The organism is Arthrobacter sp. P4_F11 (genome assembly GCF_056401395.1).
On the sequence record NZ_JBFUJK010000024.1, the window covers coordinates 1 to 15,730 of the forward strand.

Annotated in this window: 11 protein-coding genes and 1 pseudogene; 8 read left to right on the top strand and 4 right to left on the bottom strand. The window is 65.8% G+C overall.

Translation table 11 applies throughout. The features are described from left to right. Window positions 1–1,007 (bottom strand): DNA cytosine methyltransferase (locus AC1DRO_RS19950; RefSeq protein ID WP_476952150.1); only part of this gene is annotated, 1,007 nt, incomplete at its 3' end. 1,266 nt (window positions 1,008–2,273) lie between these two features. Here AC1DRO_RS19950 and AC1DRO_RS19955 point away from each other — a divergent pair. Next, complete coding sequence (locus AC1DRO_RS19955; protein WP_476952151.1) at window positions 2,274–3,743, top strand: substrate-binding domain-containing protein; 1,470 nt, start codon at window positions 2,274–2,276, stop codon at window positions 3,741–3,743. A 101-nt stretch (window positions 3,744–3,844) separates the two neighbouring features. Here AC1DRO_RS19955 and AC1DRO_RS19960 read toward each other — a convergent pair whose 3' ends face one another. Next, window positions 3,845–5,257 carry an amino acid permease gene (locus AC1DRO_RS19960; protein WP_476952152.1) on the bottom strand — a complete coding sequence of 471 codons (1,413 nt, stop codon included), beginning with the start codon at window positions 5,255–5,257 and terminating at the stop codon, window positions 3,845–3,847. Window positions 5,258–5,311: 54 nt separating this feature from the next. Then, a complete protein-coding gene (hisC, locus tag AC1DRO_RS19965; protein ID WP_476952153.1) occupies window positions 5,312–6,409 on the bottom strand; it encodes a histidinol-phosphate transaminase in 1,098 nt (365 codons plus the stop codon). Between the two features lie 93 nt (window positions 6,410–6,502). Between hisC and AC1DRO_RS19970 the strand changes: the two genes are divergently transcribed. The 4 genes from AC1DRO_RS19970 (at window position 6,503) to AC1DRO_RS19985 (ending at window position 11,309) form a co-directional block, all read left to right on the top strand. After that, window positions 6,503–7,006 (top strand): Lrp/AsnC family transcriptional regulator, encoded by a 504-nt coding sequence (locus tag AC1DRO_RS19970; RefSeq protein ID WP_476952154.1) that lies wholly within the window; start codon window positions 6,503–6,505, stop codon window positions 7,004–7,006. A 120-nt stretch (window positions 7,007–7,126) separates the two neighbouring features. Next, window positions 7,127–8,800 carry a thiamine pyrophosphate-binding protein gene (locus tag AC1DRO_RS19975; protein ID WP_476952155.1) on the top strand — a complete coding sequence of 558 codons (1,674 nt, stop codon included), beginning with the start codon at window positions 7,127–7,129 and terminating at the stop codon, window positions 8,798–8,800. 136 nt (window positions 8,801–8,936) lie between these two features. Next, window positions 8,937–9,692 (top strand): hypothetical protein, encoded by a 756-nt coding sequence (locus AC1DRO_RS19980; protein WP_476952156.1) that lies wholly within the window; start codon window positions 8,937–8,939, stop codon window positions 9,690–9,692. Window positions 9,693–9,746: 54 nt separating this feature from the next. Further along, complete coding sequence (locus tag AC1DRO_RS19985; RefSeq protein WP_476952157.1) at window positions 9,747–11,309, top strand: HD domain-containing phosphohydrolase; 1,563 nt, start codon at window positions 9,747–9,749, stop codon at window positions 11,307–11,309. Window positions 11,310–11,354: 45 nt separating this feature from the next. On the opposite strand, the gene AC1DRO_RS19990 is transcribed toward AC1DRO_RS19985, so the two are convergent. Beyond that, window positions 11,355–12,431 carry a methyltransferase gene (locus tag AC1DRO_RS19990; protein ID WP_476952177.1) on the bottom strand — a complete coding sequence of 359 codons (1,077 nt, stop codon included), beginning with the start codon at window positions 12,429–12,431 and terminating at the stop codon, window positions 11,355–11,357. A gap of 456 nt (window positions 12,432–12,887) precedes the next feature. Between AC1DRO_RS19990 and AC1DRO_RS19995 the strand changes: the two are divergent. The 3 genes and pseudogenes from AC1DRO_RS19995 (at window position 12,888) to AC1DRO_RS20005 (ending at window position 15,609) form a co-directional block, all read left to right on the top strand. Next, window positions 12,888–13,828, top strand: a pseudogene (locus AC1DRO_RS19995) (lipid kinase). A 142-nt stretch (window positions 13,829–13,970) separates the two neighbouring features. Further along, window positions 13,971–14,897 carry a substrate-binding domain-containing protein gene (locus AC1DRO_RS20000; protein WP_476952158.1) on the top strand — a complete coding sequence of 309 codons (927 nt, stop codon included), beginning with the start codon at window positions 13,971–13,973 and terminating at the stop codon, window positions 14,895–14,897. A 385-nt stretch (window positions 14,898–15,282) separates the two neighbouring features. Further along, window positions 15,283–15,609, top strand: coding sequence for a hypothetical protein (locus tag AC1DRO_RS20005; protein ID WP_476952159.1), 327 nt, complete (start codon window positions 15,283–15,285; stop codon window positions 15,607–15,609). Window positions 15,610–15,730: the final 121 nt, after the last annotated feature.

The window sequence follows — 15,730 nt, forward strand, 5'->3', positions numbered from 1 at the left end:
CTCTTATTCTCGCCTTTAGCATTCCATTCAAATTTCTGCATACTGGACGGGAATGATTTTATTTGTGGAATCAAAGGGTCAATCCACGACTTATTGTCTTCGTAGAACTGACGATTCTGCCTTATAAAATCCACTTTCCATTTCGGAAACGAATATTGCTTCCTTCGAGCGTGGCTCGGTAACGCATCTAATTGCTGCTCGGGCGACATGCCGAGGAGAGGAGTTCCAAACGAACCCTTGAAATCTTCAAGTCCTGCAGCGCCGAGTTCGGACTGGAGTGCATGGGGAGTTTCATCTTCGTAGGGATATGTGGCTCCGAATTCCATAGCCCAGATAGGGAAGGATGGTAGGTCCATCTCTTCCGGACAAGCCGTTAGAAAGTCGTTCCATGTATTAAGGCATCGAAGAGTTTCGCTTGATAGCCCTCGGGCACCCACCGGATTGGTATCAAGAACTGTTCTAATGTCTGTGTTTTCCTTAGATGGCACCGGCCATTCAAAGTTGTCAAGACCATATTGCGATCCAACAATATACACACGATCTCTTATTTGAGGAACTCCGAATTCATGGGGCGAGAATCGACCAATTGCTATCTCGTAGTCCAAGGCTTCAAGCGAATTTCGTATTGTAGCGATGGTGGCGCCGTTTCGGTGCTTGAGAATGTTTGGGACATTCTCCAGGATGAAGAAACCAGGCCGCTTCCTCTCAAGGATTTCCCGCACACGGAAGAAGAGTTGTCCCTGCTCGGTGTGCTCGAAACCCAACTGCTCACCGGCTTTGGAGAACGGCTGGCAAGGGAAGCCGGCCGCCAAAACCTCATGATCGGGCACGTCGTTGGGGTCTACCTTCGTGATGTCGCCGTGGGGCTTGATTCCGTGGTTCTTTGCATAGAGATCCTGAAGTGCGGGCACCCATTCAGACGCGAAGACGGCCCGGCCGCCAAGGTTCGCCAGCGCCACATGGAAGCCGCCCAGGCCGGCGAACAGATCTACGAATCTAAATGTCAAAACGTTTTCCCCTTCAAGTGCTTGCGTTCTACTCAGACGCAGCGTCGGTGCCTAGGTTAGTACAGGTGGCCGACGTTTTTTGCGAGGTCTGCCAGGACACGAACTTTCGTTGCCAACGTGGGCCGTGCTCTAGCCTGAGTGCATGGCAAGAATTCGCTCGTACGACCGAGGCACTAGAGGTGTCCGGGCACATCAGACTCAAACCGACTGCACTTACCAGCTGATAGTCGACAGCGCAGGGGAGACCCTTCTCGCCCTGTCGACGTTTGGGTCCGATGAACGGAAGGAGAAGGACACGGTCAGCCAGTCGATGCAGTTCGACGAGCCGATGGCGAAACTGCTCCTGGCCTCAGTCTGGGAAGCGTTTCCTTCGCTGCGCAAAACGGCTATTAGTGACCTTGAGGCAACTCCCTCATAGACGACGACGGCCAAAGCCGAACGGTGACTGCCAGATTCTGACTGGACTTCGGGGTAGACCTGTGCTGCCCAGTGCCAAGGGGCGTCAATGCTGTGCTGTTTCTCAGTCAGGTTGGACCCGCCTTGATCACAGCCAAACTGGGTTGTTCGCCGCAGAATAGAAAGCGGCTGTACGCGCATCCGGTTTCCGGCGCTGAGGTCTGCCTTTCGCTCCGGGAATCGCGATTTCGCCCAGCATTCGGTCGGACTAGCTGGACGGACCCGCGAACGGTAGGCCAGACCGTCGTGGCTCCTATCGGAGACTCAACCGCAGAACGGCTAAGTTGCAACCCGCTTTTCTCGGCGCAGTTGCCGTCACGGCCGCCGACGTTATATTCAAGGCTGATCAAGTGGGGACGCATACGGATGAGTAAGCGGAGGCGCCGCGGCATTGCCGAAGTACTTTCAGATTCCACGAGGCTGGCAAACGGCGTTTGCACGCCTGGGTGGGATCCGCTCAAGGGCACCGTCACCAAGGACCGTGGCGATCAGCGACAAGGTAGTTCGCTGGGAATTCAGGAGCGACGATTCAACTCGCGGACATGACGCCACGCCATCCGCCGGGAACTCCAGCGAGCCGGGCGCATCGGCCCACTCCCCTTCGTAGTCGATGTCGGACGCGTCAGGCATCAGCCGCGGACATTGCCCGCGCAATTACCAGCACCTCACACCCTCGTTTACGAAACGCGACGCGATCCCACAACCACCCCTTACCTGCACGCAACGAAACCGTTTACGTAAACCGTTTTCCGAAACCGGTTACGTAACAAGAGCAGCAGACAACATAGACAGCCTCAGGGAGGAGGAACAGTGGTCACCATTCGCGATGTCGCCAAGCACGCCGGCGTCTCCCCGGCCACCGTCTCCCGGGTTGTCAACGGCCTGGTCGGCTACTCCGACGAGACCCGGGAACGCGTCGAGACCGCGGTCAAGAGCCTCAACTACGAAACGGACTACCTCGCCCGCGGCCTCAAGACCCGGCAGACCTCCGTGATCGGCCTCCTCGCCCCCATGGTCTCCGATGCCCTGGCCTCCCAGGTCATGCAGGGCGTGGAGGAAGAAGCCCAGGAACGCGGCTACGCCGTGATGCTCGGCCGCACCGGCGCCAAATCCGCCTACATCGCCGGCTACCTAAGGACCCTGCGCACCTACCGGGCCGCCGGCGTCATCCTCATCTCCGCGGTAATCACGCCGGAGACCAGGCAGCTGCTGGGACCCAACGTCCCCATCATTTCTGTCGCTATCAGTGACAAGTCGGGCTCGCCCAGCGTGGCGATCGACGACGAGCAGGCAGCCTACGACGCGACCCGTCACCTGCTGCGGCTCGGCCACCGCCGCATCGGCCTCCTGACCGGGGATCCGGCATCGGTCTATGTCGCCCAGCCCCGCAAGCGCGGCTACCTCCGCGCCATGACCGAAGCTAACTGCACCCCGGTCACCGCAACCGGCAGCTTCTTCTACGAAAGCGGCGCCCCCGGCACGGACAAACTGCTGCAGCAGGAACCTGGGCTCACCGCGATCTTCGCGATGAGCGACGAGATGGTCGCCGCCGTCGTCAATGAACTGCAGCGGCGCGGACTCCGGGTGCCGGAAGACGTCTCCGTCCTGGGCTTTGACAACACCTCCACCTCCCTGCACGTGAACCCGCCGCTGAGCACCATGGCCCAGCCGCTCGAGGACATGGGACGCATGGCCGTGAAAAAGCTGCTCCGCTCCCGCGACCTCGGGCCGAAAATCATGCCGCACCGGCTGATCGAGCGCGGCTCCACCGCCCGCCCGGCACCCCGGTACTGCGTCATTGCCTACCGGCTTCGCGGCATCGTCAGTGGGCTCCTCCGGGCTCGAAGCGACGGTCAGCGCCGTCGCCGACCTCGGTCCACGGCTGACGGTGTCCTTGAAATATGCCGAAGACTGCCTCGGGCAGGACGGAGTCGCGGCCCATCGCATACAGCAGGATGGAGGCGCTGGCCTGCGCGGCGAGGCCGGAGGCGAACTGCACCAGCATCCGGCAGGCCAGGAACACCACGCCGAACAGCTGCCCGCCGATCTGCAGGGCGATGGAGCTGGCCGCGGAGACCGAGTCCTCGAAGACGCAGCCGGAGTGGACCAGCTGGGTCACGTAGAGACCGCAACGAAGATGCCGCCGCCGATCGGCGCCACGAGCACGATGGCGGGTGCACGTTCCTTCGGGGTTCGACGGCTTCCTCGTTGAGGGTGGTGACGGCGTCGAACCCCAGGAACGAGTTAGCGGCGATGGCGCGCCGGCGGAAATGGTGGTGAAGCTGGCGGTGTCGGCAAAGCATTGCGAAGGGCGCGCCCGGCCAGACCGGACGCGCCCTCCGCGTGCACCGAACCCGCGAGGTGGGTCCACAGCACCTGATTCAGTCGATGAGCATCGGGGCCTTGGCACGCTCCGAGGATTCGACACGCGGCGCAATCTTCCCGGAACGGTGGTGAAGCCAGTTGGCCACCGCCAGAAGTGCTACGAGTGCGAAAGTGCTCAGGAGCTGGGGACGGGAGTCCTCGCCCATGAAGCCCACCGTAAAGATCGCCGCGAGGATGAGCAGGCCAAAGCACGTGAGCCACGGGAAGCCGGGCATCCGCAGGGGAAGCTCCGTTCCCTCGCGGTCGGCGCGGAGGCGCAGCGCCAGCTGGGCCAGGAGCGCGGACGTCCACACCAGCAGGCACGTCGAGCCCACAATATTGAGCAGGATGGGAAGGACCTTTTCGGGGAAGGCCAGCTCCAGTACAACCGTGACAACGCCGAAAGCGACGCTGGCCAGGACTGCGACAACCGGGACGCGCGCCTTGGACACGGAAGCAAGCAGGCGTGGTGCCTCACCACGCTCAGCGAGGGAGTACGCCATCCGTGACGCACCGTAGAGGTTGGCGTTGAGTGCGGAAAGCAGTGCCGCCACAGCCACCAGGGTGATGGCGGTGGCCGCGCCGGGCATGCCGGCCGCATCCAGCACCGCAGCGAACGGGCTCTTCAGCCCCGCCGAACCCACCGGAACCACAGCCGCGATCACGAAGATGGCGCCGATGTAGAAAACCAGGATGCGCCACAGCACCGTCCGGACTGCTTTCTTCACACTGCGGGCCGGTTCCGCGGTCTCAGCTGCCGCCACGGACACAATCTCAGTGCCGCCGAACGCAAACGCCACCACGAAGAGCGCCGTGGCTATACCGGCGAAACCGCTGGGCGCGAATCCGTCTCCGGTGAAGTTGGACAGGCCCGGCGACTGCACGCCCGGCAGCCAGCCGAAGAGCAGCGCAGCGCCCACCAGGAGGAACCCGATGATTGCTGCCACCTTGAGCAGGGCGAACCAGAACTCGAACTCGCCGAAGTTCTTCACGCTGGTGAGGTTCACAGCGGTGAGCACCACAATGAACACGAAGGCCATCAGCCATACGGGCAGGGCCGGGAAGATGGTGGCCAGCAGTCCTGCCGCACCGAGCGCTTCGGCCGCGATGACCACCACGAGCTGCAGCCACCAGAGCCAGCCCACCGTGGCACCGGCCACCGGACCGTAAGCCTTGGCGGTATAGACGGAGAAGGCACCGCTGTCCGGATTGGCGGCGGCCATCTCGCCGAGGGCCCACATCACCAGGATGATGAGGGTGCCGGCCACGAGGTAGGAGATCAGCACGGCCGGGCCGGCAGCCTGGATGCCGGCACCGGAGCCGATGAACAGGCCCGCGCCGATGGCGCTTCCGAGCCCCATCATCGTGAGCTGACGGGGTTTAAGTGCCGCGCCCAGTGCGCGGCCAGACGTCATTGTCTGTTGTTCCATGGGGAGTCCTCTGGTTCTTGGTGGAACGGATGGGGTTTCAGGTCAGTCGGTTTCTCAGGCTGCGTGGGCTTCCAAAACCCGGAGCACGCGATCGTTGGAGGCGGGGCCGGCAACGGTGATCCGCACACCGTCCCCCTGGTAAGCCCGGACCAGGATGCCCGCGCGGTCAAGCGCGGCCACCAGCCTCGCCTGGAGCATCTCATCCGCACGGATCCACAGGAAGTTGCCCTGGCTCGCCTGCAGTTTCCAGCCTTGCGCTTCCAGGTGCGCGGCCATCCGGGCGCGCTCCTGCTTGACGGCGGCCACCCGCGCTTCCATCTCCTCCCCGGCGTCCAGCGACGCGATGGCGGCCTTCTGGGCCAGCGCGCTCACCGAAAAGGGAAGGGCGGTCCGGCGCAGTCCCTCAGCAATACCGGGCGCCGCCACGGCGTATCCCACGCGCAGGCCGGCGAGTCCGTACGCCTTCGAGAAGGTGCGCAGGATGCAGACGTTCGGGTACTGGCGGTAGAGCGCCAGGGAATCGGGGCCGCTGCCCGCTTCGGCGTATTCCACGTAGGCCTCGTCGATCACCACAAGGATGTCGGAGCGGACGGACCGCAGGAAGGCCTCGATACGTTCATGGCTGATCGGCACGCCGGTCGGATTGTTGGGAGTGCAGAGCAGGATGACCTTCGTGCGGGCAGTGACGGCCGCGGCCATGGCCTCAAGGTCGTGCCCCTCAGCGCCGTCCAGCGGGATGCGGACCGGCTGGGCGCCTGCCAGCTCCACCAGGATGGGGTAGGCCTCGAAGGAACGCCACGCGAAGATCACTTCATCCCCGGCGTCGCACAGGCCGGTGATGATCTGCTGGAGGACGCCAACGCTGCCGGGCCCCACCGCCACTTCTCCAGCCGTGACGCCGAGGTGGCGGGCAATCCGTTCACGGAGTTCGACGGCGGCACTGTCAGGGTAGCGGTTCATGGTACCGGCCGCTGCGGCCACCGCAGCGGCGGCAGCGGGCAGTGGCTCGTAGTGGCTTTCGTTGCTGGCGAGGGCCGCAATGTCCGTGCCGGCGCTGCGCCGACCCGGGACGTAGGGCGGAAGTCCGGCCACAGCGCCACGAAGGGCGGGATGCGCGGTGTCCGGAGCGGTTAGGAGCTGATCACGGGTCATGAGCAACGATCATGATTGTGACCCGGCACACAATGCAAGATACGCTCAACCCATTGGGACTTCTGCTCAACTTCTAGTGTCTATGGTGAAAATATGACCACCCCGAACCCTCGCACCCTGGATTCCCTCGACGGCAGGATCATCCTGGCCCTCGACAAGGACCCGGAAGCCAGTGCCTTGGCACTCTCGCGGACACTCGGCGTCGCACGGAACACGGTCCACGCCCGGCTGGGACGGCTCGAGCGCAGCGGCGCCCTCCGCTCCTTCAGCCGGAGGCTGGATCCGGCCGCACTTGGCTATGACCTGATGGCTTTCCTCTCACTGTCCATCAGCCAGACGCGGACAGGCGCGGTGGAAGACGGACTCGCCGCGATCCCGGAGGTCATCGAGGTGCACGCCACCACCGGGGACGCGGACCTCATGGCCAAGGTGGTGGCCCGCAGTACGGCCGATCTCTACCGCATCACCAACAAGATCCTGGAAATCGAGGGGATCCAACGGACCAGCACGGCCATTTCTGTGCTGGAACTCATGCCACCCCGCTACGACGGCCTTCTGAGCCGGCTCTCCGAGCAGGAATCCCGCCCTTCGAAGTAAATCCAGGTGACGCACGCCACAAGTAGGCATATTTTCAGTTGCGCCCGCCCACTCCTGCCAAATATCCCAGTCAAAATCGCCTCTCTTGCCTATCTGTGAACTAGGCCACAAGATTCCTGCATGACTTCACTTACCGTCTCAGGCCGCGTGGCGCAGGTTCTCAGCAGCTATCTCAGCGATGTCTTCGGCGTGATGGGCAACGGAAACGTCTACTTCCTGGACGCCGCGGAAAAGCTGGGCCTCCGCTTCTCCCCCGTCCGCCATGAGGGCGCCGCCATCGCCGCGGCCGACGCCTACTACCGGACGTCAGGACGTCTCGCAGCGGGCACCACCACGTATGGCCCCGGCTACACCAATGCACTCACCGCCCTCGCAGAGGCGGTCCAGGCGCAAATCCCCGTGGTGCTGGTCACCGGGGACGCTCCGAGCACCGGCGCCCGGCCCCAGGACGTGGACCAGGCAGCCATCGCCGCGGGCCTCGGCGCCGCGACCTTCACCGTCACCCGCGACGCCGCCGGCTCCATCACGCAGCAGGCGGTGGAATACGCGCTCACCAAGCGCACCGCCGTCGTCATTGCCATTCCCTACGACCTCGTGGCACTCGAGGCGGCCGACGAGGAACTTCCGGCGCCGCTGGCACCGGCGGTGAGAGACGACGTCGACGGAGGCCTGGGGCAGGTAGCCCGGCTGCTCGCCGGGGCGAAGCGGCCGCTGATCCTCGCCGGCCGCGGCGCCCATCTCGCCGGCGCCGGTCCGGAGCTCCGGGAGCTCGCCGACCGCCTCGGCGCGCTGACCGCCGGAACCGCCCTGGCGCTCAACCTCCTCGAAGGCGACGGATACCTCGGCGTCGCGGGCGGCTTTGGCACGGACACCGCGGCCGGGCTCATGGGCGAGGCCGATGTGGTCCTCGTTGCAGGGGCAAGCCTGAGCCAATTCACCATGCGGTTCGGGCACCTGCTCGGCCCGGACAGCACCGTCATCCAGATCGACACCGCCCTGCAGCCGACGCACCCCCGGGTGGACACGTTCGTCAGCGCGGACGTGAAGTCTGCCGCGGGACGCATCCTGAGGATGCTCGATGGCCCGGCCTCGCCGGACGCCAGCCGCGCAGAAGCCTGGCGCGCGGAAGCCCGCAGGCGCCTGGCCGAGGGGCCGGCCCACCACCCAGGCTCAGCGGAGACGCCGGACGGCCGGCTGGACCCGCGCTCCCTTGCCACGGCATTGGATGCGGTGCTGCCGGAGCGCCGCACGGTGGTCCAGGACGGAGGGCACTTCGTCGGCTGGGCACCCATGTACTGGCGCATCCCGAGGCCCCAGGACCTGGTCATGGTGGGGACCGCCTACCAGGCCATCGGACTGGGCCTCGCCAGCGCCGTCGGGGCAGCCCGCGCCGTGGAGGACGGCCGCACCCTGGTGCTGGCCTCCGGTGACGGCGGTTTCCTGATGGGCCTGTCCGACCTCGAATCGCTCATTGGTGCGGCCAGCAGCGCCGTCGTGGTGATCTACAACGATGCCGCCTACGGAGCCGAAATCCACCAGTACGGCTCCCAGGGCCTGACCGAAAAGCCCATGCTGATCCCCGAGGTGGACTTCAGCGGCATCGCCCGCGCGCTCGGTGCCGAGTCAGCGATCATCCGCACGCTGTCGGACCTTTCCGCGCTCCAGGACTGGATCGACGCCGGCGCCAGGGGAACCTTCGTGGCCGACTGCCGGATCACGTCGAGCGTCCGGGCCCCGTGGCTAAGCGAGTGGATGCAGGCCTCGCAGGCCGCGAAGGCGGCGGTGGCGGGGTAGACCTGGCGGCGGCGGGACCTCGCAGACTATGCCGTTGGTTCACTGTTCCGGGCGGCTGACACAAAATGGGGCAGTTGCCCCATGCCCTTGCTGCGGCCCGGTCATAGGCTCGGGTCATAGAGAAAAGGAGGCGGCAATGACCATCTATCAGCCGCAGTCATCAGCAGAGGCAACGCCGAAACTTGCCGAACTTCCCGAAGACGCTGCCGAGCATTTCGCCGGCTACGCCGTCCTGGGGCTACCTTTTACCAGCTGCCACTACCTGGCCTTCCGGGATTTTCCCGTGAGCTCCGTTGGCCCCGGCTACCGCTCCGTCTGGCACCGCACACCCGGCGGCCGGTGGACCATCTACGCCAACGCCGCGCCCGAGCTCAGCTGCGCCCGGTACTTCGGGACGGCCGTCCACCATACGGTGGAGACCGACGTCGACATCCAGTGGAGCGGGCCGTTCACCGCCGTGATCACGGTTCCAGGCGTTGTTGACTGGCGCCTGCAGTTGGGCACATCCGCGGCCACCACGATGCTGACCGCCATGGCCGTACAGATGCCGGAAAGCCTGTGGCGAAACGAGCTGGTGCTCCGGGCCATGGGAGCATTCGTCGGTCCGCTGCTCGGCGCGGGCAGAATGAAAGTCTCGGGTGTGGTGCCCAACGGCCAGACGTTCCAGGCCCAGCCGCGGCAGTTGTGGCTTGTGACGGATTCCCAGGCCACCATCCGGGGTGAGGACGCGGGAGTTCCGGGCGCACTGCCTGTACAGGACCACCTGGCGGACTTCTGGCTTCCGCAACGTGGACTGTTCGGAGCCCAGGTGGGCGTTAGGTTCCCGTCCACGGCCCATCCCGCCGGACCAGGTCTTGCCCAGGCCCGGACCGGGAAGAACCAGGCGGCATAACGGCCGCCGCGTGATCCCTACTGCCTTGGCTGACGGCTTCCTAGAATGGCAGGTGTGAAGCAGTCATCGGCTGACCCCCGCCGCAGCGAAGTCCTGGCCGCACTGTCGCTCGCCATTGACCTGGGGCTGGGGCAACCGATGGAGCACATGCTGCGGGCGTCCCTGCTGGCGTTACGGATCGCGGGGGCGGCCGGCGTTGACGCCGCCGGCCAGGGCAGGATCTACTACGCCAACCAGCTGGCTTGGATCGGCTGCCACGCGGATTCCTTTGAACTCGCCGCACTGTTCACGGACGATATCGCCTTCCGCGCCGACTACTACAACCGCGACCAGCATGGCCTGCCCATGTATGCCGGCATGTTCAGCCACGCCGGCGCCGGCCTCCCGCCGCTCGCCCGCGTTGCCTACTGGACGCGTTTCGCTGCGACGGGCAGCGGGGCGGTGCGGACCATGATTGCCTCGCACTGCGTCTCCGCCGGGGTGTTGGCCAGCAGTGTAGGGCTCGACGACGGCGTGGCAGGACTGCTCACCCACACCTTCGAGCGGTGGGACGGCAAGGGCCTGCCGGAGGGTGTGGCGGGGCCGGAAATTCCGCTGGAGATGCGGATCATGCATCTCGCGGATACGGCCGAGGTCTTCCTGCGGAGGGAGGGCGTGGCCGGTGCGGTGGCCATGGTGCGGGCGCGCCGCGGCAGCCAGTTCGATCCAGCATTGGCCGGGCTGTTCATCGATCAGGCCGAGGCACTCACCGAAGGGCTCCTCGACGTCGACTGCTGGCAGGCCGCCCTGGACCTGGCTCCCAATGACGCTCCCCTGTCCGACCACGAGCTGGATGCGGTGCTGCGAGCGATCGGCGACTTCGCGGACCTCAAGTCTCCCTACACGGCAGGTCACTCCCGTGCAGTAGCGGCCCTCGCCGCCGCCGCGGGCGAGGAGCATGGGCTACCGGCCGACGACGTCACGGAGCTCCGCCGTGCAGGATGGGTACACGACCTGGGCCGGCTGGGGGTGTCCAACCAGGTGTGGGATAAGAAGGAGCCCCTCTCCGGGCTGGACCTGGAACGTATCCGAATGCATCCGTATCTGGGAGAGCGGATCCTCAGCCGCGTTCCCGGGCTGAAGGGCGAGGCGGCCCTCACCGGCTCACACCACGAGCGGCTCGACGGGTCCGGCTATCCGCGAGGGATTGGCGGAACGGAGCTGGGGATAAAGCAGCGGATCTTGGCGGCTGCGGACTCCTACCAAGCCTCCCTGGAGCCACACCCGCACCGGCCCGTGCTCGCGCCGGCTGATGCGGCTGCCAGGCTCCGGCAGGAGGTTTCAGCCGGCAGGCTCGCCGCGGAAGCTGTGGAGGCAGTGCTCGTGGCGGCCGGCCAGCGGCCCCGCCGTCCGCATGCCCCAGCGGGTGGACTCACACCGCGGGAAGTGGAGATCCTCAGCATGCTGTGCCGCGGAATGACACCGGCCGAGATCGCCGGCGCTCTGTTTCTCGCCCGGAAGACCGTCCGCAACCATGTGGAGCACATCTACACCAAGATCGGTGCAACCAACCGGGTGGGTGCCACCTTGTTCGCGATCAGGAACGGCCTGACCGAGTACGGGAGCGCGGCCAGGTAGCGGTTCCGTCCCTGACCGCGCAGCCGCGTCGTCAGGAATTTGGGACTATCGGGGAACGAGCCGCCACAGCGACGTGACCTCGGCCGTGCGCGCCTCGAACAGGGGATCGTCGCGGTCCGATGCCTTCGGATGCGTTGGCTTGGTGTCCAGCCGTTCCACCACCTTCAGCCCTGCCGCCGTGATGGCGGCCAGCAGATCGTCACGCGACCGCAGGCCAAGGTGCTCGGCCAGGTCGGAGAGGACCAGCCAGCCCTCCCCGCCCGGTTCCAGATGGTCGGAGAGTCCGTTCAGGAAGCGGAACAGCATCCTGCTCCCGGGGTCGTAGACGGCGTTGTCCAGGGAGGAATGCGGCGTGGCCGGAATCCATGGAGGGTTGCACACGATGAGGGGTGCCCGCCCGGGCGGGAACATGTCGGTCAGGACGGCCTCGGCACGGTCCTGGACGCCGAGGTTCCGGAAATTCTCAGCGGCGCAGGCGATTGCACGCGGTTCATTGTCCGTCGCCACCACGCGGTGGACGCCACGGCGCGCGAGGACGGCAGCGAGCACCCCAGTGCCGGTTCCGACGTCGAACGCCAGCGTGTCAGAGGGAAGCGCAGCGGCGGCCACGAGATCCACATACTCGCTCCGGGTGGGGAAGAACGTGCCATAGTGCGGGTGGATGCGGCCCTGCAGGGCATCGACGTAGACACCATTACGTCGCCACTCGTGGGCGCCAATGGCCCCGACAAGCTCATACAGGGACACAACGGAAGGTTCGCCGATATCACCGTACGCTTCAGCGGCGGCCTGCCGGATGTCCGGTGCGCGGCGCAGCGGCACCACCAGGCCCGGATCAAGAGGTATCAGCAGCAGGCCGAGAACGCGTGCGCGATGCGAGCGGGACTGGCGGTGCCGATAGAACTTATCGGCCGGAATTGCTGCGGTTTCCTTCTTTCCGGCGCCTATCCGCCGGTCCAGGGCGTTGAGGATTTGCCGTGCGTTGTGGAAGTCACCGTGCCAGAGCATCGCGATCCCCTGTGACGCCATCCGGTTCGCATCATCGGCCGTAAGAGAGTCGGAGACCACTTCGATGCGCGTCGGCGCCGGTCTGCCGTTCGCCGAACGCCATCGCGCCGTCATGCTCGCACCAGCCTCGGCCCAGGTCACGAGGGCGGGATCATCCACCGCAACTCCGCGTGAGGGCTTGAGGACCGACGTCGGGATTCCCACAGGAGCTGGCGTGTCCGTAGCGATAAAGATCCATTCCAAGCGTCAGAGGAGCCGATCGGCGACTGACGATTGCGGCGGTGATTCCACGACGTGGATGGCTGCGGCCCAGGATTCCGGACCGTCATCCGGCCGCGAACCGAGCGTGGTTGATGGCCGCTGTAGCCATTCAACCTGCCTTGTCAGGATACAGGTGTGCCGTGGCCGCCGTCCCGCCGCCTTACTGGGAGTACCCGAAGGTCACCGCCACACAAAGCCAGCGGCCGCCGTCGTACTTCACGCCATGTCTAACCGCCGGGCCCGCGCGAGTCCTAGATCCCACCCAGCCCCTTGCGGGAATTCACAGGTCCACCGCCTACCATGATCCGCATGAAATCTGCCCGGGACGCACGCTCTGCCGCCGTCGTGATCAACGCCGGATCACGCCGAGGGGCGGCACCCGATCTTGCCGTGGACACGATGCGCAAGGCAGGCATACCCATCTCCTCCGTGCACCACGTGCTGTCCGGGGCAGACCTGGCCGGGTGCTTGCGGACGGGCACGACATGATGGTTGTCGGCGGCGGCGACGGGACGGTGTCCTACGCCGCCGGCCGGGTTGCCGGCACCAACGTGGTGCTCGGCGTTCTTCCGCTCGGCACCGCCAACGATTTCGCCCGCACGCTGGAGATACCCAACAATCTTGCCGAGGCGTGCGCCACCATCGCCGAAGGGAAGGTGGTGGACATCGACCTCGGCCGGGCCAACGGCGAGCCATTCCTCAACGTCGCGTCCGTGGGCCTGTCGGTGTCTGTCACCGAAGCTCTTAGCCCCCGCCGGAAGCGGTACATCGGGCCATTGGCGTACAGCATCGCCACGCTGACGGCTTGTGCCCGGCACAAGGCGTTCCGGGCCCGCCTCGAGTTCCCCGACGGGGACCACGAGCCGATGGAGCTCGACGACCTGCTCCAGGTGGCCGTCGGCAACGGCCGGCATTACGGCGGCGGCAACACTGTCTCCCCCACGGCGGGGATCGACGATCACACCCTTGACATCTACGCCATCTTGGCCGGGCCCGTCCGGGAGCACGTGAGTATCGCGCGGCTGCTCAAAGACGGAAGCTTCATCAAACACGACCGCGTGTACCACCTGACCACCAGGCGTGTCCGGCTGGTCACCGACCAGCCGCTGCCGGTGAACCTCGACGGCGAGATCGCCACCACCACGCCGGCCGACTTCACCATCCTGCGCAACGCCGTCCACGTGGTGGTGCCGCAGAGCAGCACCAGCGCGCTGTTCGACGGACCGGGCGCCGCGAACTGGCCGTCCTGAGGGCGTTGTTTCCTAAACAGTCACGCCTCCGGCACATCTCCCCTTAGTGTTGGTGCAGCAGATCACGAAACCGTTTACGTAAACCGTTTGCGTAACACGGCCGGACAGCACCAGGGAGGAGGAACAGTGGTCACCATCCGCGATGTCTGCGGTCAAGAGCCTCAGCTACGAAACGGCCTACCTCGCCCGCGGCCTCAAGACCCGCCAGACGTCCGTGATCGGGCTCCTCGCCCCGATGGTGTCCGATGCTCTGGCCGCCCAGGTCATGCAGGGCGTGGAAGAGGAAGCCCAGGAACGCGGCTACGCCGTAATGCTCGGCCGCACCGGCGCCAAATCCGCCTACATCGCCGGCTACCTCCGGACCCTGCGCACCTACCGGGCCGCCGGCGTCATCCTCATCTCCGCCGTGATCACGCCGGAGACCAGACAGCTGCTGGGGCCCAACGTCCCCATCATCTCCGTCGCCATCAGCGACAAGTCGGGCTCGCCCAGTGTTGCCATCGACGACGAGCAGGCAGCCTACGACGCGACCCGTCACCTGCTGCGGCTCGGGCACCGGCGCATCGGCCTGCTGACCGGCGACCCCGCGTCGATCTACGTCGCCCAGCCCCGGAAACGCGGGTACCTCCGCGCCATGACCGACGCAGGCTGCACCCCGGTGACCGCAGCCGGCAGTTTCTTCTACGAAAGCGGCGCCGCCGGCGCGGACGAACTGCTCCGGCAGGAACCCGGCCTCACCGCGATCTTCGCGATGAGCGACGAAATGGGTGCCGCCGTCGTCAATGAACTGCAGCGGCGCGGGCTCCGGGTGCCGGAAGACGTCTCCGTCCTGGGCTTCGACAACACCTCCACCTCCCTGCACGTCAACCCGCCGCTGAGCACCATGGCGCAGCCGCTCGAGGAGATGGGACGGATGGCCGTGAAAAAGCTCCTCCGCTCCCGCAACCTGGGGCCGAAGATCATGCCGCACCGGCTGATCGAGCGCGGCTCCACTGCGCCGCCGAATCCAGTCGCAGCGAGCCCGGCCCCGTCCGGCGAACAAGTCACCGATCAAGTCCTGGTCAGCTAGCCCAGACCCCTAAAAACCACCACGGCGACAGCCGGCACTCCCCCGTGCCGCCAGGCAACCCGGCGCGATTCCGCATGCACCAAAGAACCCGCACCAAACCACCCGCATCAACCCAAGAAGCAAGGAGCAACACAGGAGGCAGCGCCGCCGCACCTGGCAGACTCTTCTGGCCACCACCGCATCCCTGACCGTCGCCGCCGTCGCCCTCACCGGCTGCGGCGGAACCGCCACGGACGCCAAGAGCACCGCGAAGACCGCGTCCTTCGAGGGCAAGGGCCCCATCAACTACGTCTCCAACCGCGACGCCTCCGGCGCCGCGAACAAGAGCATCGAGGAATGGAACGCGGCCCACCAGAACGCCCAGATCAAGTCGGACACCTTCAGCGTGCTGAACCTGGGCGTCGTCTGGACCTCCGAGTTCGCCGCCAACAAGTGGATCCTGCCGCTGCCCGCGGACGCGATCCCCACGGGTACGATGATCCCCGCCACCGTCAACGCCGCGACGTACCGGGACTCCCTGCCCACTGCCGAATACTGGCGCGAGTTCCACGCCAACGACGGCGAATTCTACGGCCACGTCCTGGGATTCAAAGGTCTGGAACGCTCCGTGGTGGTCCTGCGCGTGAACGGCTTCAAGGACCTGGGCCGCGCTGCTGAACAGCTCTACGTGGGTCTGGCCCGGGCGAGGAGTCTGTCGGCGACGCTGACCTGATGGAGGAGGCCGGCGGACGGGACTTGAAAACCGCACTGTCCCGGGCCGAGGCATGGGTGCCCGCCGCCGTCGGGCTCTTAAGCGGGAACGACTAACTCCCGAGGGCAGACAATCTCAGTGG